This is a genomic window from Pseudooceanicola algae, from assembly GCF_003590145.2.
Classification (GTDB): Bacteria; Pseudomonadota; Alphaproteobacteria; order Rhodobacterales; family Rhodobacteraceae; genus Pseudooceanicola; species Pseudooceanicola algae.
The window spans coordinates 3,154,851-3,175,450 of the sequence record NZ_CP060436.1 but is presented as its reverse complement, the minus strand read 5'-3'; the positions used below and the strand labels follow the sequence as shown (position 1 = coordinate 3,175,450).

The following is a 20,600-nucleotide window of genomic DNA, read 5'->3' as shown; positions in this document are numbered from 1 at the left end:
GCGGAGACCGCATCGAGCGGTCACCGGGCGTTGGGGCAGAGCCCCCGCAGGCTCCCGACCCTAGCGGCGACCTTCCCGCAACCACCCCACCAGGATCAACCCGGAGGCCAGCACCAATACCAGCCAGGGCGGCAACATCGGCACCTGGGTCACGTTGCGGGTCTCATAGGCATCACGCGGCGTGAACCCGATCCAACCCCGCCCCGCGGCAGGCCGGCCAGGGCGCACATCCCGCAATCCGGGAAGCCCATCCGACAGGGTCACCACCCCACCGCGCGTCGCCGCAACGGCCGGTTCCAGCGCGACGCCATCCGCAATCGTTTCCTCGAATTCGCGCGGCGCCGCCGGACCGAGGCCGATTACACTGCTCAGATCCCCGGAGGCCAGCCGATAGAGGCCGATCTCAGGGCCCTCGTAGCTCGTCTCGAACCGCCCCGGTGACGTCTCGACCAGGGGCAATTCGGTTTCGCTACCGTCCGGCGCCGTGACGGTCACGCCAGCCACGTCGTCGGTCAGGCTGCGCCGGGTGATCACCATGCGCTGCCCCATTGCCTCGGCGGTCAGGGCCTCTTCTTCCAGTTCCGGTTCCTTCATCATCCAATGCGCCAGCCGCCGCAGCAATTCCAGCTGCGGACCACCGCCTTCGAACCCGCGGTTCCAAAGCCAGGCGTGGTCAGACGCCATCAGCGCCACGCGGCCTTCCCCGACCCGATCGAGCACGAGCAGCGGGCTGTCGTCGACCCCGGACATGACCACCTGACCACGCTCTGGAGTGACCTCGATCTGGCGCAGCCAGCGGCCCCACTCTCCGCCCCATTCGGCCTCCAGACCAGCGGTCACAGGGTGACGCTGACCAAGGTCCGTGACCTTGGGTGTGTAACCTTCCTCAAAGACACGGGCCGTGGGACGGGCGGGCAAAACCTCGGCCAGGGGCGAGCGATAGAGACTATCGGCAGAGGCGAAATCAGGTCCCGCCGCGATCAGCACGGCCCCGCCGTCTTCGACATATTGGCGCACGTTGTCGATATAGAGCGTCGGCAGGATGCCCCGCCGCTTGTACCGATCAAAGATGATCAGGTCGAAATCCTCGATCTTCTCGAGAAACAATTCCCGCGTCGGAAAGGCGATCAGCGACAATTCCGATACCGGCACGCCATCCTGTTTAGAGGGGGGGCGCAGGATGGTGAAATGCACCAGGTCGACCGAGGAATCCGATTTCAGCAGGTTGCGCCAGGTCCGCCCACCGGGATGCGGTTCGCCCGAGACCAGCAGCACCCGCAGCCGGTCGCGCACACCATTCATCTGCACGATGGCCGAATTATTGCGCTCGGTCAGCTCGCCTGCACTTTCCGGGGTCGAAAACTGGATCACGTTGCGCCCGCCATGGGTCAGGGTCACGGGTACCTGGAAGGTCACACCGGGGCGGACGCGGACGGAAATCGGGTCGCCGCCATCAACGGACATGGTCAGCTCTGCTTCGCCCGCGACCTCGGCAGGCACGGCGCCGCTGTCCTCGATCTGAAGGCTCAGCATGACCTCTTCGTCAATAATCCCGAAGGCCGGGGCATTGCTGACGATCAGCCGGCGATCCCAATCCGTGGGCTGACCGGTCAGGAGCAGGTGCATAGGGGCCGGCACGCCCGGCAGCTGATCGAGGTCGTGCAGACGCCCGTCCGACAACAGAATGACGCCGGAAATCCGCCCCCGCGGTTCTTCGGCCAACGCCTCGGCAAGGGCGGTCATCAGCAGGGTGCCGCTGTCTTCGGTGCCGTCACCGACGGTGATGCGGCGCAATTCGGTGTTGGGGCGCGCCTCGATTCGAGTCGCCAGGGTCTGGGCCGCGCTGGCGGTCTGGGCGGCGCGGTCCGACAGGCGCTGCGAGGCCGAGCGGTCCTCGACCATCAGCACGATATCCGTCAGGGGCGCGCGGTCTTCCTGACGCAGCGCCGGCCCGGTCAGCGCCGCCAGGATCACCAGCCCCGCCAACCCGCGCCAGGCCCAGCCCGCAAGGCCGCGCCAGACTGCCAGCCCCACCCCGCCAAGGGTGAGCGCAGCCAGAACGGCAAGCAGCACCCAGGGCACCAGCGGGTCAAAGATGATCTGTCCTGTCATTACTGGCCCAATCGGTCGAGAAGCGCAGGCACATGGACCTGGTCGGATTTGTAGTTGCCGGTCAGCACATGCATGACCAGATTGACGCCGAACCGATAGGCGATCTCGCGCTGGCGTTCCCCGGCCAGCCCCGAGCCCACGACGACCAGCGCATTGCCATTGCCATCCACCGCCCAGGCCGAGGCCCAGTCATTGCCCCCGACCACCACCGGCGTGACGCCGTCGTTCAGGTTGCGGAACGGCATGCCCTCGATCAGTTCGGCATCCGCAGGAGCCGCTTCGACCCAGATGTCACCGCGCGCGAAACGCCCCGGAAAGTCCTGCAGCAGGTAGAAGGTGCGGGTGATCACGTGATCTTCGGGGATCGGCTCAAGCGGGGGAATATCCAGCGGCCGGGCAATGGCCTGCAAGCGGCGCCCTTCGGGACTGGCCGCGCCGAATCCGGCGATATCGGCATCCCGCGTGTCGAACAGGATCATCCCACCGGTACGCAGGTAGCGGTTCAGCTTTGCATAGGCCGCGTCCGACGGGATCGGCTGATCCGCCGAAATCGGCCAGTACAGGAAGGGAAACAGCGAAAGTTCGTCCGTCTCAAGATCCACCGCCATGGGTACCGCCGGCTCCACCGAAGTGCGGAAGCTGAGCACATTTGACAGCCCCTGCAACCCGGCCTGTGCCAACCCGTCGATCTGGTCATTTCCGGTCAGCACATGGGCCAGAACGACCTCTGACGTGGCCTCGATCGCGAAGGCATCACTGTCCTGCGCACGCCCCTGCCCCGGCAGCCCGGAAGCGGCCGCCAGAAGGGCCAGCGCGGCCACCGTGGGTCGCGCCCCCCGCAAGCGGCCCGACAGGGCAAGGGAGGCCACTATATCCGCCAACAGGAATAGAAGCGCCAATGCCAGAAGGGCCCCGCCAAGCGGTTGCTCAGCCGGGTCGGTGATGCCTTCGACGATCACATCTCCGGGCCAGGTGCTGGGCACCAGGCTGTCGTCGGACGCCAGAACATTGCGGGCGATGGCCCGGTCCTCGCTTTGATAAAGGCCCGGCAAAAGCGCGGGTCCGATGGGTGCGGACAGCATCTGTTCCCCGTCCACGCCGGGCAAGGTGCCCGCGTTGGAGATCGTCCCATAGGCGTCGATCACCCGTTGCGGTTGCCATGTCGTGCCTTCCAGCTCGACCGGGTCGGGGTTGGAGGTCACCGAACTGACCGAGAGCCGTTCCAGCATCTGCACGAACAGCCCCGACAGCGGCAGGGTCGACCATTCCGCATTGGCGGTGACGTGGAACAGCACGACCTGGCCGTCGCCAAGATGCTTGCGCGTCACCAGCGGCGTGCCGTCGGACAGCCGGGCGATGACACGTTGCGACAGGGTGGGGTCGGGCTGCGCCATGACCTGCGAGGATATCGTCACATCGGGCGACAATTCGAGCCCGTGAAAGGGGCTTTCGGCATCGAAGGGCGCAAGGGTCTTGGGTTCGCCCCAGCTCATCGCGCCGCCGACATTGCGTCCGCCTGCACGCAAGCGGACGGGCATCAGCGCATCTTCCGAATCACGGCTGAGGTCACTGGCGGCAAGGCGCGGCCCGGCAAAGCGCAGCAACATGCCGCCGCCTTCCACCCAATCCTGAAGCTGAGCCGCTTCGCCATCCGACAAGGTGGCTACATCGGCCAGAACGACCACATCCGGATTGGCCGGCAGCACATCAGTCAAAGCGCCATGCAGGAGGTCGGCATTGGTTTCCAGCGCCCGCTGCAGGTAGTGCAGCGGCGACAGCAGTTCCAGCCCTTCGCGGTCTTCGCGGCCCGCGATCAGCGCCACTTCGCGGCGGCGCAGCCCGTCATCGGTCAGCGCGACCGCCCCGGCAGACCGCTCTGCCGCGATGGTGAAATGGGTCAGCCGAGCGCGCAGTTCTGCCGGCAGGATCAGGGATTGCGACGCCGTCGCGGCCCCTTCGGCAAAACTGATCTCCGTCGTCTCAAGCAACCGCATGGCACCGGCGGGATCGCGGCCATGGGCCTGAACCGAGACGACGTGCGGACGGTCCAGATCGTGGCTGGCGCGCACCGCCGTCAATTGCACGGCGCCGTCTTCGAAACTGGCAGGGCGCAGGGCGATCACGTCGCGACCCGTCTCCAGCACCCGCACCTGGCCCTTGTCTGCCACCGCCGCCAGCACCGCGTTGCGCGATGGCCGGGCCAGCCCGTCCGAGACCCAGACGGTTTCAAGCCCGCCGTCGATCTCGTTCACCGCATCAAGGAAGCGGACCATCGCGGCGTCATCCACCGCTGGCGGCTGCCAGGGTTCGGGGCCAAGACCGGGCAGCCTTGTGATCCATGTCTCAGGCGTCTGGAAAACCGGGGCTTCGGGCGTCGTCAGGCGCACAACGGCGGCGGTGCGCCCCTGTCGCGCAGCCTCGCCCAGAAGGGTCTCGACCGCATCTTCCTTGCGGGGCCATTCGGGGGCCGAGGCCCAGCTGCCGTCAAGCAGGATCAGCAGCGGGTCCGATGTGGCACGCCGCGCGGGATCGGGGTTCAGCACCGGCCCGGCAAGGCCGATGATCACCGCTGCCGCCGCCAGCATACGCAGGGCCAGAAGCCACCAGGGCGTGCGGTCGGAAACGCTTTCCTCGTCTCGCAGACCCAGCAGAAGCGCCACACCGGGGAACCGCCGCCGCACCGGCGCGGGCGGCACGGCGCGCAGCAACAGCCAGAGCACCGGCAGCGCCGCGAGGGCGACCAGCAGCCAGGGAGCGATGAAACCAAGCCCGCCGATCAGCATCAGTTCGTCCCCCTGTCGAGCGCCTGCCAGATCCACAGCAACGCCGATTGCGCCGAGGCTTCGGTGTGATGCGTGCTGACCTGCCAGCCGGTGACACGGCACAGCGCGCTCAGTTCTTCCTTCCGGGCGGCCAACCGGTCAAGGTAGCGGTCCCGCAGGTCGTTGGCCTTCAGCGTTTCATGGGCGACAGTGCCCCCAACGCTTTCGAAAATGGTGCGCCCCGAAAAAGGAAAAGCCTCTTCAACGGGGTCGAGGACCTGGAGCAGAACACCCCGGATGCCACGGTCGGCGGCCTTGGTCATGGCCAGGGTCAGTTGATCGATCGGGCCGAGGAAATCGGACAGGAACAGCGCGCGGGCGTTGGGGATCATGGCGCGATGTTCGGGCACACCGTAATCCTGATCCGCGTCGCGGGAAAAGAACTCTGCCAGCCGAAGCACCTGATTCTGGCCGCGTCGCGGCGGCAGCAGCGTGCCGGTCAGCCCGACGCGTTCGCCGCCCCGGATCAGCAGGATCGCGGCGGCCAGGGCGAGGTTGCGCGCCCGGTCACCCTTCATCGGCAGGGCCTTGGAGGAGGAAAACTGCATCGAGGCCGATTGATCGACCCAGAGCATGACGCTTTGCGCGATCTGCCATTCCCTTTCGCGCACGAACTTGTCGTCCGACCGGGCAGAGCGGCGCCAATCCACCCAACGCCGGGGATCGCCGGGCTGAACCGGGCGATATTGCCAGAAATCATCCCCCAACCCGGCCCGCCGCCGACCATGATCGCCCAGCAGGACGGTGCCAGCCAATTGCTCGGCACGGGCCAGCAGAGGCGGCAGGCGGGCGGCCTCTTCCTCGGCCCGGTGGCGGAGTTCGGTGGGTGTTTTCACGCCGCGGCCTCGACCCCGGAGACCTGGGTGGCGACATCCGCGATCAGCCCGTCAAGGCTGTCCCCGCGCGCACGGGCGGCAAAGTTCAGCCCCATGCGGTGCGACAAGACCGGCTGGGCGCAGGCAATGACATCCTCGGGCGAGGGCGCAAGGCGGCCCTGCAGCATGGCGCGCGCGCGCACCGTCAGCATCAACCCCTGAGCCGCGCGCGGCCCCGGCCCCCAGGACACGGTGTCCCGGACCCGCTGCGACGCTGAAGGATCTTCGGGACGGCAGGCGCGCACCAGGTCGAGAATCATCTCGACCACGCTGTCGCCGACCGGCATGCGGCGCAGCAGTAACTGCGCCTCGATCAGCTCTTGCGCGGTAAAGACAGCATGGGCTTCTTCCTCGGCGGTGCCGGTGGTCGACAGCAGGATGGCGCGTTCGGTGTCCCGGTCGGGGTAGGTTACGTCGATCTTGACCAGAAAACGGTCAAGCTGCGCTTCGGGCAGCGGATAGGTGCCCTCCTGTTCGATGGGATTCTGGGTCGCCAGAACCGAAAATGGCTTGCCCAGGGATCGGTTTTCCCCGGCCACGGTCACGACCTTTTCCTGCATCGCCTGCAGCAGGGCGGATTGCGTCCGGGGCGAAGCGCGGTTGATCTCATCCGCCATCAGAAGTTGACAGAACACCGGACCGGGCAGAAATCGAAAGCTGCGGCTGCCATCGGCGGCGGTTTCCAGCACCTCGGAGCCAAGAATATCGGCAGGCATCAGGTCCGGCGTAAATTGAATCCGACTGCCATCCAGCCCCATGACCGTCGACAGGGTTTCCACCAGCCGCGTCTTGCCCAGCCCCGGCAGACCGATCAGCAGCGCATGGCCACTGCACAAAAGCGCCGACAGCGTCAGATCGACAACCTGTTCCTGACCGACAAATCGCTTGGTGATAGAGGCCTTGGCCGCGGCCAGTTTTTCCTCGACCTTTTCGATGGCGGCCACGAGATCGTCGGCTTCTGCCATGACATTACTCCTGCGTGTAACTATATCTTAATAACAAACCCTACCGCTCATAAGGTTAACGGCCAATTCATGACCTCACAAAAAAGCGTGAAAGTCACCGCCGAGAGCATCCTCGCCTCGGCCCGAAGTGCAAAGGGGCGCGGATTGCCGCCGGTCCACGACTGGAATCCGCCCTTCTGCGGCGACCTCGACATGAGAATTGCGAGGGATGGCACGTGGTTCTACCTTGGTACGCCCATCGGGCGCCCGGAACTGGTGCGGCTGTTTTCCACCATCCTGCGCCGGGACGGCGACGATTACTTTCTCGTCACTCCGGCGGAAAAGGTGGGCATAACCGTCGATGATGCGCCGTTTCTGGCGGTCGATTTCGACCTGCGTGATCCCGGCCCGGACCAGGTGCTGACCTTTCAGACCAATGTCGCTGACCATGCGGCTGCCGGACCAGCCCACCCGATCCGCGTCACCCGCGACCCAGAATCGGGCGAACCAGCACCCTATGTGCTGATCCGCGACCGGCTGGAGGCGCTGATCGATCGCAAGAGCTTTTACAGGCTGGTCGAGATCGGTGAAACCCGGCTTCATGAAGGGGAAGACTGGTTCGGGTTAAGCTCCTCGCGCGAGTTTTTTCCGATAATTCGCGCGAAAGAGTTGACCGACGAGTAACCACTTCGCATCCTTGAGCAACGACCCGGCCCCGCGCAGGGATCGCCCGCTGCGCCCTGGCGGCCAAACTGCGCGGACCACCGGTCGGATGGGGGGCTGAATGCTGAAATTCGCTGCAAATGTGATGACCCTGTTCACCGACCGCCCGGTGCCCGACCGCATCGCGGCGGCGGCCGAGGCCGGCTTCGACGCGGTCGAAATCCCCTTCCCTTATGATGCTCCGGCGGTCGATCTGCGCAATACGCTCGGCTTTACCGGTCTGCCAGTGACCCTGATCGCCGCGCCGCCGCCGAATTACACCGGTGGCATGGCGGGCTTTGCCGCCGTCCCCAACGGGCAGATGCGGTTTCAACACGATTTTCGCCGCGCCCTGCGCTATGCCAATGCCCTGAAGGCACAGCACGTCCATGTCATGTCTGGCAGCGCCTTTGGCGAGGCGGCGCGCGCGACGATGATAGAGAACCTCACCTGGGCCTGCGACTTTGCCCCGCGCCAGAGCCTGACCATCGAACCGATGAACGATGCCGATCTGCCGGGCTATTTCATGAACGATTTCAGCCTTGCTGCCGATGTCATCAAGGCCGTGGGGCGCAAGAACCTCGGGCTGCAATTCGATACCTACCATGCCCATATGATCACCGGCGACGTGGCCGGGACCTGGGACCGCTACGGGCATCTGGCCAGCCATGTGCAGATCGCCTCGGCCCCCGATCAGGCTGAACCCGACGGCGGAGAGATCGATTTCTATGGTTTTTTCAGCCAGTTGGCAAAAGGCGGTTATGCTGGCTGGGTCGGGGCGGACTACCGGCCCTCAGGCAAGACTATCGACGGTCTCGGCTGGCTAGCGCGACTTAAGGGGGACGACGGAGCTTTCAAGAAACAGGCGTGACAGCGAAACCAACTGACGGCGGGCTGTCAACGAACGCGTGCCGCGGAAAATGACATAAAGTTCAGGTGATACTCCCGAAAAGGGGGCACTGCCCCCGCCGCGCTAGCGCGCGACTCCCCCGGAGTATTTCCAGCCAGATGACGGGGAGACAGGCTCTTCATCATCTGGCTGAAAATACTCCCGCCGGAGGCATGCGACGCCAGCAAGACGCGCGCCGGGACGGATGATCAATGTGCTTCGGCCCAGTTCCGGCCCTGTCCTGCATCGACGATCAGCGGCACGTCCAGCTTGATGGCGGGAAGGCTGGCGCCCTCCATGACCGACTTTGCTGCTGCGACCAGTGCATCGGTCGCGCCTTCATCGACCTCGAAGACCAGTTCGTCATGGACCTGAAGCAGCATCCGGGCCGGAAGGCCTTCGATTGCCTCTGGCATGCGGATCATGGCGCGGCGGATGATGTCGGCGGCGGTGCCCTGGATGGGCGCATTGATCGCGGCGCGTTTGGCAAAACCCGCGTGGGGGCCCTTGGCGCCAATCTCCGGCGTATGGATCTTGCGACCGAAGAGGGTCTGCACGAACAGGTTTTCCTTCGCGAAGGCGACCGTGGCGTCCATGTAGTCACGGATGCCGGGGAAGCGTTCGAAGTAGCGGTCGATAAACCCCTGTGCCTCGGCCCGCGGGATACGCAGGTTACGCGCCAGGCCAAAGCCCGAGATGCCGTAGATCACGCCGAAATTGATCGCCTTGGCTTGTCGGCGCACATCCGGCGTCATGTCTTCCAGCGGCACACCGAACATCTCCGACGCGGTGGCGGCGTGGATGTCCTGGCCCTCGTGGAAGGCCTGCTTCAGCGCTTCGATCCCGGCGACATGGGCCAGGATACGCAGTTCGATCTGGGAATAGTCGAGCGAGACCAGCAGCTTGCCCATCGGCGCGACAAAGGCCTCGCGGATGCGGCGGCCTTCTTCCGAGCGCACAGGGATGTTCTGCAGGTTCGGTTCCGCCGAAGCGAGCCGGCCGGTATTCGCCCCGGTCTGCACGTAAGAGGTATGGACCCGCCCCGTTTCGGGATTGATGTAGCGTTGCAGCGCGTCGGTATAGGTCGATTTCAGCTTTGACAGCGCGCGCCAGTCCAGCACCCGGCCCGGCAGATCATGTTCCGTCGCAAGGTCCTCGAGGATGTCCGCGCCGGTCGAGTAGGCCCCGGTCTTGCCCTTCTTGCCACCGGGAAGCGCCATCTTGTCGAACAGGATCTCGCCCAGTTGCTTGGGGGAGCCGACGTTAAAATCCTCGCCTGCAAGCTCTCGGATCTCGTCCTCGAGACCGGCCATTTTCTGGGCAAAGGCGTTGGACATGCGGGACAGCGTGTCGCGGTCGACCTCGATCCCCTGCATTTCCATATGTGCCAGGACCGGCGACAGGGGGCGTTCGAGAGTCTCGTAGACACTGGTCACCTTTTCGCGGTGCAGGCGGGGTTTCAGCACCTGCCAGAGGCGTAGGGTGACATCTGCATCTTCGGCGGCATAGCGTGTCGCCTTGTCGATTGGCACGCGGTCGAAGGTGATCTGGCTCTTGCCCGACCCGATCAGTTCCTTGATCGGGATCGGCTTGTGCGACAGATAGCGTTCGGACAGCGCATCCATGCCGTGATTGTGCAGCCCGGCATTCAGCGCGTAGCTGATGAGCATCGTGTCGTCGAAAGGCGCCACGTCGATCCCGTAGCGCTTCAGGATCTTGGCATCGTATTTCATGTTCTGGCCGATCTTCAGCACGGACTCATCCGCGAGAATCGGTTTCAGCATGTCGAGCACCAGGTTGATCGGCATCTGCCCCGGCGCAAGGTCATCGGACCCGAACAGGCCGTCGCCGCCTTGTTCGGCCTTGTGCTGCAGCGGGATATAACAAGCATGGCCGGCATCAATGCACAGACAGATGCCAACCAGATCGACCTGCATTTCGTCAAGCCCGGTGGTTTCTGTGTCGATCGCCAGAACGCCGCGCTCGCAAGCCCTCGCCACCCACCTCGCAAGGGTCTCTGGGTCGGTGATGGTCTCGTAACGCGAATCTTCGATGGGTGGTGCGTCGGGGGTTTCCGCGACGACCACCGCGCCTTCGGCCGCGGGGGTGTCGGGGATTTCCGGGATCTCGGCGCCCATCTGTTCGGCGATGCGCTTGGTCAGGGTGCGGAATTCCATCGCGGCAAGGAAGGGCAGCAGGACCTCGGGGTCGGCGTCCTTCACCTCGAGGTCGTCGAGGGTGAAATCGAGCGGCGTGTTGCAGTCGAGCGTCACGAGGCGTTTGGACAGTTCGATCTGGGCGCGGTTGTCGATCAGGGACTGGCGGCGCTTGGGCTGCTTGATCTTCCCGGCATTGTCGAGAAGCGTCTCGAGGTCGCCGTATTCGTTGATCAGCAGGGCAGCGGTCTTGATGCCGATGCCCGGCGCGCCTGGGACGTTGTCGACCGAATCGCCGGCCAGGGCCTGCACGTCGACGACGCGGTCGGGGCCGACGCCGAACTTGGCCTCGACGCCTTCGGAGTCAATGCGCAGGTTCTTCATCGCGTCGAGCATTTCGACGCCACCGCCGACCAACTGCATCAGGTCCTTGTCAGACGAGATGATGGTGACGCGGCCGCCCGCGTCGCGGGCCTGGCAGGACAGGGTGGCAATGATGTCGTCGGCCTCGTAGCCCTCGATTTCCTCGCAGGCGATATTGAAGGCGCGGGTGGCTTCGCGGGTCAGGGGCATCTGCGGGCGCAGATCCTCGGGCATGGCGTCGCGGTTGGCCTTGTAGAGGTCATAGAGGTCGTTGCGGAAGGTATGGCTGCCCTTGTCGAAGATCACCGCCACATGGGTCGGGGCGTCGGGGCCGGTGTTTCCCTCGACATAGCGGTGCAGCATGTTGCAGAAGCCCGCGACCGCCCCGATGGGCAGCCCGTCTGATTTACGCGTGAGCGGTGGCAGGGCGTGATAGGCCCGGAAAATGAAGGCCGATCCGTCGATCAGGTGCAGGTGACAGCCCTTGCCGAATGCCATTGAGGCCTCTCCGTTCTGGTCTCTTTGGGCGGTTATCTCAGCTTTCCCGGACGGATGCCAGCCAGTTGCACCGGTCGAAGCGGAAGGGCGCAGGAGAGACGGTGGGGGCGGCGCGCGGGGGCTCTGCCCCCACGCGCGGTGACCGCTCAACGCGGTCTCCGCGCGTTCCCCCGGGATATTTCAGACAGGGAAACGATCAGGGGCGCGCGGGTCACAGTCGCGCGCAATTCGGGGATCATCAACGTCTTCGGTGCCCCTGCGCTTGGGCAATCAGACCTTGAAGGCGGGGGTTTCGGTGCCTGCCGTCAGGCCTTCGTGCCCTCTGAGGACGTATCGCGCGTCGCAATAGCCGCATTCGACGAAGCCGGTGTCTTCGGGGATATGCAGCCAGACGCGGGGATGGCCAAGCGCCCCTTCGCCGCCGTCACAGGCGACCTTGTGGCTGTCAACGATCTTGGTTTCGGGAGCTTCGATCGGCATCTGGCTTGTCCTCTTCAGGCTTGTCGCGCTGCGTCGGGATAGACCGAAAGCCCCGGCGCTGGCAAGATGGCGGCGTGTCACGCCCCCTCCAGCGTGTCGCGGTTGCGGAGGTCACGGGCGGTTCGGGGGCAGTCGCGCCTGCGCTGCCCGCCGAAGTTGCAGCGCTAGCCCGCCGGGTCGAGCAGACGGCCAAGCGGGCGGCCGGCCAGGAGGTGGACATGCATATGCGGCACTTCCTGCATTCCATGGGTCCCGGCGTTGGAGATGAAGCGGCAGCCGTCCCCTGCATCCGCCGAAACGCCGGTCATTTCGCAGATCTTCGCCAGGGTGCGGGTGAAATCGAGAATTTCGGCGTCGCTGGCACGGGCCGCGAAATCGTCATAGGTGACATAGGCGCCCTTGGGAATCACCAGCATATGCACCGGGGCCTGTGGCTGAATGTCTTCGAAGGCGAGGGTATGTGCGGTCTCGATCACCGTCTTGTTGGGGATCTCGCCGCGCAGGATCATCGCAAAGATGTTCTTTTCGTCATAGGAATAGGCCATTTGGCGCACCTCAGTCAGTGAACAGGTGGTCCAGCGCAAGGATTTCCTGCGCCGTGCTTGTGCCGGTCGACAGGAAATCCGCCAGGACCGGCGCATTTTCGGTGCTGGACTGGCTTTCCCGAATCCGGTGGTGATTTTCGAATTCGCTGTCGCGAATCCGGTCGGCTTCGAAGGTGATGTCGTGGCGGATCGTCGGCAACAGCCGGTCGAGCGTATCCTGCGTCGTCTGTTCCCCCGCAAGGCCGACACGTTTGGCGTGTCCGATCAGGTAGTCGTCGCTGAATTCGCACTCCACGTCCAGCAGCAGGGTCTGTGCACGGTCGCCGCAGAAGTCCTCAAGCAGGTCGATGCCCGACGGATCCATGCAGATCACCATTCGGTCGGTCTGGTAATAATCGAACAGCATCCGCATCAACGCCCGTCGGTGCCGGGTCCGTTTTTCCAGCGTCGACTGGATGCCGCCCAGATCGGGCAGATCGGCGGCCTCTTCATGAAACAGGTATTCGAGCGTCGGGATATTGGTCTTTTGACGGATCTGATCGGCCAGGCGCTTTGCGACATGCCATTTCTTGCAGATGATGATCAGGAGCTCGCGCTCGCGCCCCAGAGAGCTTTCCTTTTCCCAGAAGCGCGAGGCAAAACGGCGCCCGACACGACCACGCCCCGACAGGAAATGGAACAGGGTGGCGCCTTCGTTGGAGATCGGAAAATCCACCCCCTTGGCCGCATAGAGCAGACCGAGGCGGCGCTTCACCTCATGCGCGGCGGGTGAAATCTTGCGCGCGAAGAGGAAATCCTGCCCGAGCAGCAGATCATAGTGGTCATTATAGAAGGTCACCGGGATGCCGTAATCGGTGAACAGCAGGAAGGTCAGGGTGCGGGACCGGATTTCAGGTGTCGGGACCAGATGGCGGACCAGGGTCTGAAAGAAGGTCTCGTCCGGAATCCAGGTGGTGCGGAAAAAGCGCATCACGTCCGGGCGCTGATCGCAGAAATCCAGGATCGCCTCGATGGTGCGCCGCCGCAGGCACCACCATTGCGAGCCGATCTGGACTTGCAGATCCTCGGGAATCTGGCGCGTCAGACCCATTTTGCGCTGCAACTGGAGGGACTTGTAGAACCAGAACTTGTGCTTCCGTTCGTTCAGGAAGTGCCGGTAGACAAGACGGTCGTCCTTGATACCGGTCTTGATCCACCCCGAAGAGAAGAAATCGAAGCTTTCGATATAATCGACCTCGTCCCGATCAAGGAAATCATGGGCATATTCGGCCGACTTGATCACCATGCAATCGCCCGACAACATGTAGAAATGGGTCGCGCGAGGGAACGCGGCAACGGCCGCCTGGACCGCATAAAGGGTCGCCTGCACCAGAGACCATTCGCCCCAACCGCATTTTGCCCGCCGGTGCGAGAAGACGACTTTGGAATTGTCCTTCAGGGCCGCGCGAATTTTCAGATAATCGGCAGGCTTGGCGCGGGCATCGAAATGGATCGCCATGTAATCGCCCACGGCAGTCAGCCGTTGGGCTTGCTCGATGATCCCTTCCGGGTCCTTGTGACAGAGAAGTATGAATGCAATCCTTGCCATTGGCGCAACTTTAAGCCTTTCCATGACATGAGTTCCAGCTAGATTTATACGCCATGACCGATTGATAAAATGGATTTTCTTTGGTTTTTTATGACAGATAGAGGGACGCCGCGCACAGGCGGCCCCGCGGGAGGCAAGGCTGTATGGGTTTTCCAGGAACCTGGATGACGGAAAGCGAAAGCATGGTGTACCGGGTCGTTCCCAAATGCGCCTGCTCTACCATTGGCCAGATCATGTTCTATTCGGATCATGGGCGATTTTTCGACGGCGACATCCATGATGCGGTCACGGGGCTGCACAAATGGTCACGGGACGACAGCCAGTCCCTGATTGAAGCCAATGCGCGCAGCCACAAGAGCTATGCCTATACCTGCGTCCGAAATCCCTACACCCGCATCCTGTCGAGCTTCTTCGACAAGATTTGCGGCATCCAACGCAATGGCCAGCGCTATCGCGGCAACCTGGTGCCGCTGGTGACGCAGAAATACGGGATCGAGGTCGGCGGCCCTGACGGCAAGGCCGACTTCGACCAGATCGCCAGCTTCCGCCGCTTCCTGCTGTTCGCGCGTGACACCATCCGCTGGCGCAAGCCGATGGACCCGGACATTCACTGGTCGGGCATGGCTGGCCATGTCTCGACCTTCATCGTCAATGGCGGCCGCTACGACAAGATCTTCTGGACAGAGGATTTCAACGCCGGGATGCAGGACGTTCTGGATCACATCGACACACCGCACAAGGTCGACCTGGCAAGCATCCCGCGGTTCAACGAAAGCGAAGGCCACGGGCCCAAACGCGCGCATCCGGTCGAAGATTACTTCGACGACCTGTCGATGCATCTGGTCTATGAAATCTACAAACGCGATTTCAATCTGTTCAAATACGATTTCCAGAACCCCGCCAACAAGATGCCCACCGGAGAGATCGATCTGGACGAGGTCCACGCCAAACTGGGCGAATGATGGATGCCGTCTGCGGGCGACGCGGGATCAGGCGCCATCACAGGGCATAAAGGCGGCAGACGGGCAGAATGGCCGGTCGCCACCGACCTTGGGCTTTGACAGCAAAAAGCCCTGCCCCGAAGGGCAGGGAAAGTGGCCCCCGCCCGAAGGCGGCGGTACAGGCATTGCGGAATGTCGGGTAGGCGGCCTCAGCCCATTTCGGACCGGATCTGCTGACGCAGCACGTCGATGGGGATCGTCTTGCCGTCCTTGCGGAAGCACCAGTAGGTCCAGCCATTGCAGGACGGGGCGCCTTCCAGGGCTGCGCCCACCTGATGGATCGACCCCTTCACGTCGCCACCGATCAGTGTGCCATCGGCGCGCACCTTGGCCTTGTGGCGGTTGTTCATCGAAAACAGTTCTTCTCCGGGACGCAACATGCCGCGTTCGACCAGTTGCCCGAAGGGCACGCGCGGCTCGGCGCGCTTGCTGGTCGAAACCTCAAGCGTCTCCTTGTCGAACTTGCGGATCGACTTCAGACGCGCCTCGGCCACCTTGCGATAGGCCTCCTCGCGTTCGATCCCGATGAAGTCGCGGCCCAGCATCTTGGCCACGGCCCCGGTCGTGCCGGTGCCGAAGAAGGGATCCAGTACCACGTCGCCGGGGTTGGTCGAGCCGACCAGCACCCGGTGCAGCAGGCTTTGCGGCTTCTGAGTCGGGTGGGCCTTGTCGCCGTTGTCGTCCTTCAGGCGCTCATGGCCGTTGCAGATCGGCAGCACCCAGTCAGAGCGCATCTGCACCCCTTCGTTCAGCGACTTCAGCGCCTCGTAGTTGAAGGTATATTTCGCGCCTTCGTTCTTGGAGGCCCAGATCATCGTCTCATGGGCATTTGTAAACCGTTTGCCACGGAAGTTCGGCATCGGGTTCGACTTGCGCCAGACCACGTCGTTCAGGATCCAGTAGCCCGCATCCTGCAGGGCTGCCCCGACGCGGAAAATGTTGTGGTAGGAGCCGATGACCCAGATCGCGCCATTCGGCTTCAGCACCCTGCGCGCAGCCTTCAGCCAGGCGCGGGTGAAACGGTCATAGGCCTCGAAGCTCGCGAACTGGTCCCAGTGATCGTCGACCGCATCGACCCGCGAATTGTCCGGCCGGTGCAGATCACCCTTCAGTTGCAGGTTATAGGGCGGATCGGCGAAGATCAGATCGATCGAATTCTCGGGAAGCGCGTTCATCGCCTCCACGCAATCGCCCGATAGAATCGTATTCAACGGGAGCGCGGAAGCCCCCTTTGCCGTGGTTTTCATGATGTACTGCCTCGAATACGGCGCATTTGTTGCGCTCGATTATATGGGCAAATGATGAGTCACGGATGATTCGCCGTCAATTTAATTATTTGAATCAGTCGGTTAGTTTTGCCCTCGACACAAGATATTGCGAACCGGTGCAAAGCTACGTCTATGGTGTGGGGTCACACCAAGATCCTGTAGAGCACGCCGATGCGCCGCTGTCGGATAGCCCGCGTTGGTTTCCCAGCCGTAGCCGGGAAACTGTTGCGCCAAATCCCGCATGATTTCGTCACGCGCGATTTTTGCCGCGATCGAGGCCGCCGCGATCGACAGGGACCGGGCATCCCCCTTCACCAGCGGCGTCGCAGGCAGGTTCAGCCCGACCGGCACCCGGTTGCCATCGACCAGCACATGATCAGGCCGCTCGCTCAGCCCCTGAACCGCGCGGCGCATGGCCAGGTGGCTCGCCTGCAGGATGTTGATCTCGTCGATCTCCGCGACCGTGGCATGGGCGACCGAAATCCGCGCGCATTGCCGCAACAGGGCAATGACGCTTTCGCGTCGCCCCCGGCCAAGCCGCTTGGAGTCATTGATCCCCTCGGGGATGCAGTCGGGGTCCAGGATCACCGCGGCGGCCGTCACCGGCCCGGCCAGCGGGCCGCGCCCGACCTCGTCCACCCCGGCAACGCGCAAAACGCCCTGATCGAACAGGGCGTTTTCGTGGTGGAAATCAGGCAGGGTTCGGGGCGGCTTCATGAAAGCGGTTTTCCCAGACCCACCCCTGCCGCGCAAGTCCCGCGGCAGGGGCCGCCGCGTCCTAGCGATTGCGGTTCTTGTCGTCATGACGATCCTGGGGGCCGCGGTTCTGCTGTCCATGTGACGGCCGGGACTCAACACGACGCGGCGGGTCGCGGCGGGGCTGAACGTGAACGACCTGCGGCCGACGCGGCGCCGGGGCCCGATAGACCGGGCGCGGCGCCGGCGCGCGAACGGCTCCTGCATGACCACCGCCCTGGTCCAGCGCCTTGCCAAGGGCGATCAGCGCCGCCGTGCCCAGGATCACCGTCGCGACGGCGGTTCCGGCGTTCTGGTCGGCGCGGGCGGGGGTCACCGCAAGGGGGCTGAGCGCAAGGGCACCGGCCGCGAAAAGAGAGGCTGCAAGATGACGCATGGCACGTCCTTTCATCTGGAGGCCCGCACTATCGGCGGGCGAAGCGCAGGTCCGAGGGATCCGAACCGCATGGCCCACCCTCGGCCAACCCCGCGAAATCGCGCAATATCAGTCGCCGGTTATCCGATAACAGCGCCCGATCCGGCCCGAGATCCCGCATCGTTATTGAAAGACCGCACCGGATCGCGGACAGTCGCGCCATGACACATACCCGCCGCCATGCCCTTGCCCTGATCCTGCTGCTGCTGGCCACACCGGCCTGGGGCCAGGGGGCCTGCTATGCCGACTACAAGGCCCGCCGCGACGCCCCCTATGCGCTGCATTACGGGGTCGTGGCGCTGTCCAGCTGCGCCCCCGCCGCCGCCGAGGCGGAACTACGCGCAAAGCTCTCGGCAGCGGGCTGGACGCTGCTCAATCTGGTCTCCATCTTCGGGGCCGATGGGCTCGAGCAGAGGAAGGCCAATGCCGGACAATACTTTCTACGCTTCTGACCTGCGCCGCATCACGCTGCGGGTCACCGCGATCGGCCTTGGCGCAGTGGTGGCGATCCTCGCGGTCGCCGCGGTCTTCCTGTTCCTGAACCTGCCCGACGCCAATGCCTTCAATGCCCGCGTCGAGACCATCTTCGTGGACAATGATCTGACCTCCCAGGCCGAGGTGCAGTTGCTGAACATCCTCGCCCTCTCGGGGACCGCATTTTCGGAAACCCTGTCCAGTTACCGCATGGTGATCTTCGTGCTGCTGATCTTCGCCACGGCGCTGCTGCTTGCCGCCATCGGTGCGCTGATCCTGCTGCTCGGCCTCAGCCGCCGCATGGCACAGATCGAACGCGCCGGGATCGAGGTCAACTCCCTTATGATCTCGCGCGATGAAAAGATGGTCTATCTCAACAACCTCGGCTTCAAGCTGACCGATGCCGCGATCGAAACCCTCTCGGTCCTGGCCGAAGCGCGGATGGACGACGATGTCCTCTCTGGCGTGCAGATCGAATCGATGATCTCCGGCCGCCCCGAGGTCGACTGCGAAGAGGCCGCCGGCGCCACCCGGATCAAGCGGCTGCGCGACACGCTCGGCAACCAGATCGTCTCGGAGCTGCTGATCCGCAATATCGCCCGGCGTGGCTACGTGCTTTCGGTGGGCAAGGATGTTATCCGGGTGATCTGACGCAGCGCAGGAGGCCCAAATGACCCGCAGCATCGACCTCAACTCCGACCTTGGCGAAGCCTACGGCCCCTGGGCCATGGGCGACGACGCGGCCATGCTGGATCTCGTGACCTCGGCCAATATCGCCTGCGGGGGCCATGCCTCGGATCCCGAAACCATGTTCCGCTCGCTGCGCCTCTGCGCCGAAAAAGACGTCCGGATCGGTGCGCATCCCGGCTTTGCCGACCGCGAAGGCTTCGGCCGCCGAGTGATCCCCATGTCGCCCGGGGAAACCGGCCGCCTCGTCGCTGCTCAGGTCGGCGCGCTGCAGGGCATGGCCGCCCTCGCCGGCACCACCGTCACCTACGTCAAACCCCATGGCGCGCTCAACAACCACGCCTCGGCCAACCGCCCCCATGCGGAAGCCATCGCCGCCGCCATTCGCGCCTTGCCCGGCAACCTCGCCCTGCTTGCGATCTCGGGCACCGAGCTGGAAAAGGCGGGCAAGGCCGCCGGTCTCACCACCCTGTCGGAAATTTTCGCCGACCGCGGCTATACCCCCGAAGGCCAGCTTGTCCCGCGCAGCCAGCCCGGCGCGATGATCCACGATCCCGAAGAGGCCACCGCGCGACTGCTGCGCTTCCTCGACACCGGCCTGATGGAGGTCGTCGGCGCCGATCCCATCCCGCTTGCTGCCCAGTCCATCTGCATCCATGGCGACAGCCCCACGGCCACCGCCATGGCCCGCGACATCCGCGCCCGCCTCGCCGCCGCCGGTGTCACCTTCACACCCTTCACCTGAACCGTTTCCCTGTCGGAAATATCCTCGGGGGATGAATTGTGCCAAAGGCACAAGAGGGGGCCGAAAGCCCCCTCCTGCCCGTCCAAAATTGCCACCCTCATCAGCCCGGGGACAGCCCGCGCAACCGCTCGCTGCGCCGCCGCAGCAGTTCGACTGTCGCCAGCAGCAGGATCGAGATCCCCACAAGGATCGTCGCCACTGCCAGGATCGTCGGAGAGATCTGTTCCCTCAGCCCGATGAACATCTGCCAGGGCAGGGTCTTCTGCCCGGCCGAGCCGACGAACAGCACCACGACCACCTCGTCGAAGGAGGTGATGAAGGCGAACAACCCGCCCGAGATCACGCCCGGCAGGATCAGCGGCATCTGCACCCGGAAGAAGGTGGTCACCGGGTTCGCGCCCATGTTCGCCGCCGCCCGTGTAAGCGAATTGTCAAAACCCACCAACGTCGCCGTCACGGTGATGATGACAAAGGGAATGCCAAGCGCGGCATGGGCCAGGACGACACCAAGATAAGTGCCCTGAAGCCCGATCCGCGAGTAGAAGAAGTACATCCCCGCCGCCGAAATGATCAGCGGCACGATCATCGGGGAAATCAGGATCGCCATGATCGCGCGGCGGAACGGCACATGCGGCTGGCTCAGCCCGATGGCCGCAAGGGTGCCGAAGCCGACCGACAGGATCGTCGCCATCGGCGCGATCCGCAGTGAATTCCACAGCGCCTGCTGCCAGTCGCTGTTGGTGAAGAAGTCGCGATAATGCTTCAGCGAATACCCCGCCGGATCAAAGCTCAGCATCTCCGGCGTGAAGGTAAAGAAGTTCTGCGCGTTGAAGCTCAGCGGCATGACCACCAGGATCGGCGTGATCAGGAAGACCAGGATCGCCCCGGCAATGGTGCGGAAGGCATAATGCCACAGCACCTGCGCCGGCGTCGCATAGGGTGGCAGCGCCGTGCGGTAGCGCCCCGAAGCCAGCCAGAAGGTCACGTGGCCGAAGAAATAGCCCAGCAACAGGCCCATCACCCCGCCGGAAATACCCTTCAGGGCAAACCCGACCACGGCGAACAGCGCCAGGAACAGCCACTTCCCGACCTTCTCGTTATCCCGGAACAACAGGATCGCGCCGTAGGCCAACGCCCCGGCGATCACGGCGCCCAGAACGATGCCCAGCAGGCCCGACCCCTGCGCCGTGCCGAAGAACAGGCCGAAGAAGGCACCGAAAGCGGCAACGACCGGGGCGGCGAAGGAAACGGGTTTCGGTTCGATTACTACAAGAGACATG

Annotated in this window: 18 protein-coding genes; 6 read left to right on the top strand and 12 right to left on the bottom strand. The window is 64.0% G+C overall.

Going from position 1 to position 20,600, the window contains the following annotated elements:
* Window positions 1–60: 60 nt before the first annotated feature.
* Genes PSAL_RS14820 through PSAL_RS14805 form a run of 4 tightly spaced genes read right to left on the bottom strand, consistent with a single transcriptional unit; the run spans window position 61 to window position 6,774 of the window.
* A complete protein-coding gene (locus PSAL_RS14820) occupies window positions 61–2,112 on the bottom strand; it encodes a glutamine amidotransferase (protein ID WP_119839338.1) in 2,052 nt (683 codons plus the stop codon).
* Window positions 2,112–4,895 carry a DUF4159 domain-containing protein gene (locus PSAL_RS14815; RefSeq protein ID WP_231388532.1) on the bottom strand — a complete coding sequence of 928 codons (2,784 nt, stop codon included), beginning with the start codon at window positions 4,893–4,895 and terminating at the stop codon, window positions 2,112–2,114. The genes PSAL_RS14820 and PSAL_RS14815 overlap by 1 nt, the downstream gene beginning before the upstream one ends.
* The gene (locus PSAL_RS14810; protein ID WP_119839337.1) at window positions 4,895–5,770 is read right to left on the bottom strand and encodes a DUF58 domain-containing protein; all 876 of its coding nucleotides are present in this window, start codon (window positions 5,768–5,770) and stop codon (window positions 4,895–4,897) included. Before PSAL_RS14810 ends, PSAL_RS14815 begins: the two co-directional genes overlap by 1 nt.
* On the bottom strand, window positions 5,767–6,774 hold the full coding sequence (locus PSAL_RS14805) for an AAA family ATPase (protein ID WP_119839336.1): 1,008 nt from the start codon (window positions 6,772–6,774) through the stop codon (window positions 5,767–5,769). The genes PSAL_RS14810 and PSAL_RS14805 overlap by 4 nt, the downstream gene beginning before the upstream one ends.
* 69 nt (window positions 6,775–6,843) lie before the next feature.
* On the opposite strand from PSAL_RS14805, the gene PSAL_RS14800 reads away from it, so the two are divergent.
* Window positions 6,844–7,437, top strand: coding sequence for a DUF1285 domain-containing protein (locus PSAL_RS14800; RefSeq protein WP_119839335.1), 594 nt, complete (start codon window positions 6,844–6,846; stop codon window positions 7,435–7,437).
* A gap of 100 nt (window positions 7,438–7,537) precedes the next feature.
* On the top strand, window positions 7,538–8,326 hold the full coding sequence (locus PSAL_RS14795) for a hydroxypyruvate isomerase family protein (RefSeq protein ID WP_119839334.1): 789 nt from the start codon (window positions 7,538–7,540) through the stop codon (window positions 8,324–8,326).
* A gap of 227 nt (window positions 8,327–8,553) precedes the next feature.
* Here the strand turns inward: PSAL_RS14795 and polA are convergent, their stop codons facing one another.
* From polA to PSAL_RS14775, 4 genes are all read right to left on the bottom strand, one after another.
* Window positions 8,554–11,361 (bottom strand): DNA polymerase I, encoded by a 2,808-nt coding sequence (gene polA / locus PSAL_RS14790; protein WP_119839333.1) that lies wholly within the window; start codon window positions 11,359–11,361, stop codon window positions 8,554–8,556.
* Between the two features lie 270 nt (window positions 11,362–11,631).
* Complete coding sequence (locus PSAL_RS14785) at window positions 11,632–11,841, bottom strand: zinc-finger domain-containing protein (RefSeq protein WP_119839332.1); 210 nt, start codon at window positions 11,839–11,841, stop codon at window positions 11,632–11,634.
* 164 nt (window positions 11,842–12,005) lie between these two features.
* Entirely contained in the window at window positions 12,006–12,386 is a 381-nt protein-coding gene (locus PSAL_RS14780; protein ID WP_119839331.1) for an HIT domain-containing protein, read from the bottom strand.
* A 10-nt stretch (window positions 12,387–12,396) separates the two neighbouring features.
* A complete protein-coding gene (locus tag PSAL_RS14775) occupies window positions 12,397–13,974 on the bottom strand; it encodes a DUF5928 domain-containing protein (protein ID WP_119839330.1) in 1,578 nt (525 codons plus the stop codon).
* Between the two features lie 143 nt (window positions 13,975–14,117).
* On the opposite strand from PSAL_RS14775, the gene PSAL_RS14770 reads away from it, so the two are divergent.
* Window positions 14,118–14,936 carry a sulfotransferase family protein gene (locus PSAL_RS14770; RefSeq protein ID WP_119839329.1) on the top strand — a complete coding sequence of 273 codons (819 nt, stop codon included), beginning with the start codon at window positions 14,118–14,120 and terminating at the stop codon, window positions 14,934–14,936.
* Between the two features lie 188 nt (window positions 14,937–15,124).
* Here the strand turns inward: PSAL_RS14770 and PSAL_RS14765 are convergent, their stop codons facing one another.
* The 3 genes from PSAL_RS14765 to PSAL_RS14755 all read right to left on the bottom strand — a co-directional run bounded on the left by PSAL_RS14765 (window position 15,125) and on the right by PSAL_RS14755 (window position 17,375).
* Complete coding sequence (locus tag PSAL_RS14765; protein WP_119839328.1) at window positions 15,125–16,222, bottom strand: site-specific DNA-methyltransferase; 1,098 nt, start codon at window positions 16,220–16,222, stop codon at window positions 15,125–15,127.
* A 102-nt stretch (window positions 16,223–16,324) separates the two neighbouring features.
* Window positions 16,325–16,960 carry a ribonuclease HII gene (locus PSAL_RS14760; protein WP_119839327.1) on the bottom strand — a complete coding sequence of 212 codons (636 nt, stop codon included), beginning with the start codon at window positions 16,958–16,960 and terminating at the stop codon, window positions 16,325–16,327.
* A 61-nt stretch (window positions 16,961–17,021) separates the two neighbouring features.
* Window positions 17,022–17,375, bottom strand: a complete 354-nt coding sequence (locus PSAL_RS14755) for a hypothetical protein (protein ID WP_119839326.1) — start codon at window positions 17,373–17,375, stop codon at window positions 17,022–17,024.
* A 200-nt stretch (window positions 17,376–17,575) separates the two neighbouring features.
* Between PSAL_RS14755 and PSAL_RS14750 the strand changes: the two genes are divergently transcribed.
* From PSAL_RS14750 to PSAL_RS14740, 3 genes are read left to right on the top strand one after another with little or no spacing between them, the layout of a single operon-like run.
* Complete coding sequence (locus PSAL_RS14750) at window positions 17,576–17,866, top strand: hypothetical protein (protein WP_119839325.1); 291 nt, start codon at window positions 17,576–17,578, stop codon at window positions 17,864–17,866.
* Window positions 17,838–18,539, top strand: a complete 702-nt coding sequence (locus PSAL_RS14745; protein ID WP_119839324.1) for a hypothetical protein — start codon at window positions 17,838–17,840, stop codon at window positions 18,537–18,539. Before PSAL_RS14750 ends, PSAL_RS14745 begins: the two co-directional genes overlap by 29 nt.
* A gap of 19 nt (window positions 18,540–18,558) precedes the next feature.
* Window positions 18,559–19,320 carry a LamB/YcsF family protein gene (locus PSAL_RS14740; RefSeq protein WP_119839323.1) on the top strand — a complete coding sequence of 254 codons (762 nt, stop codon included), beginning with the start codon at window positions 18,559–18,561 and terminating at the stop codon, window positions 19,318–19,320.
* A 100-nt stretch (window positions 19,321–19,420) separates the two neighbouring features.
* On the opposite strand, the gene PSAL_RS14735 is transcribed toward PSAL_RS14740, so the two are convergent.
* On the bottom strand, window positions 19,421–20,599 hold the full coding sequence (locus PSAL_RS14735; protein ID WP_119839322.1) for an ABC transporter permease: 1,179 nt from the start codon (window positions 20,597–20,599) through the stop codon (window positions 19,421–19,423).
* Window position 20,600: the final 1 nt, after the last annotated feature.

Excerpts from the sequence above, each read along its gene's own strand:
- PSAL_RS14815 (WP_231388532.1), bottom strand. The coding sequence starts at position 4,895 with ATGCTGATCGGCGGGCTTGGTTTCATCGCTCCCTGGCTGCTGGTCGCC.
- PSAL_RS14770 (WP_119839329.1), top strand. The coding sequence starts at position 14,118 with ATGGGTTTTCCAGGAACCTGGATGACGGAAAGCGAAAGCATGGTGTAC.
- PSAL_RS14760 (WP_119839327.1), bottom strand. The coding sequence starts at position 16,960 with ATGAAGCCGCCCCGAACCCTGCCTGATTTCCACCACGAAAACGCCCTG.
- PSAL_RS14755 (WP_119839326.1), bottom strand. The coding sequence starts at position 17,375 with ATGCGTCATCTTGCAGCCTCTCTTTTCGCGGCCGGTGCCCTTGCGCTC.
- PSAL_RS14775 (WP_119839330.1), bottom strand. The coding sequence starts at position 13,974 with ATGGCAAGGATTGCATTCATACTTCTCTGTCACAAGGACCCGGAAGGG.
- PSAL_RS14735 (WP_119839322.1), bottom strand. The coding sequence starts at position 20,599 with ATGTCTCTTGTAGTAATCGAACCGAAACCCGTTTCCTTCGCCGCCCCG.
- PSAL_RS14745 (WP_119839324.1), top strand. The coding sequence starts at position 17,838 with ATGCCGGACAATACTTTCTACGCTTCTGACCTGCGCCGCATCACGCTG.
- PSAL_RS14780 (WP_119839331.1), bottom strand. The coding sequence starts at position 12,386 with ATGGCCTATTCCTATGACGAAAAGAACATCTTTGCGATGATCCTGCGC.
- PSAL_RS14765 (WP_119839328.1), bottom strand. The coding sequence starts at position 16,222 with ATGAAAACCACGGCAAAGGGGGCTTCCGCGCTCCCGTTGAATACGATT.
- PSAL_RS14820 (WP_119839338.1), bottom strand. The coding sequence starts at position 2,112 with ATGACAGGACAGATCATCTTTGACCCGCTGGTGCCCTGGGTGCTGCTT.
- PSAL_RS14750 (WP_119839325.1), top strand. The coding sequence starts at position 17,576 with ATGACACATACCCGCCGCCATGCCCTTGCCCTGATCCTGCTGCTGCTG.
- PSAL_RS14805 (WP_119839336.1), bottom strand. The coding sequence starts at position 6,774 with ATGGCAGAAGCCGACGATCTCGTGGCCGCCATCGAAAAGGTCGAGGAA.
- PSAL_RS14800 (WP_119839335.1), top strand. The coding sequence starts at position 6,844 with ATGACCTCACAAAAAAGCGTGAAAGTCACCGCCGAGAGCATCCTCGCC.
- polA (WP_119839333.1), bottom strand. The coding sequence starts at position 11,361 with ATGGCATTCGGCAAGGGCTGTCACCTGCACCTGATCGACGGATCGGCC.
- PSAL_RS14740 (WP_119839323.1), top strand. The coding sequence starts at position 18,559 with ATGACCCGCAGCATCGACCTCAACTCCGACCTTGGCGAAGCCTACGGC.
- PSAL_RS14795 (WP_119839334.1), top strand. The coding sequence starts at position 7,538 with ATGCTGAAATTCGCTGCAAATGTGATGACCCTGTTCACCGACCGCCCG.
- PSAL_RS14785 (WP_119839332.1), bottom strand. The coding sequence starts at position 11,841 with ATGCCGATCGAAGCTCCCGAAACCAAGATCGTTGACAGCCACAAGGTC.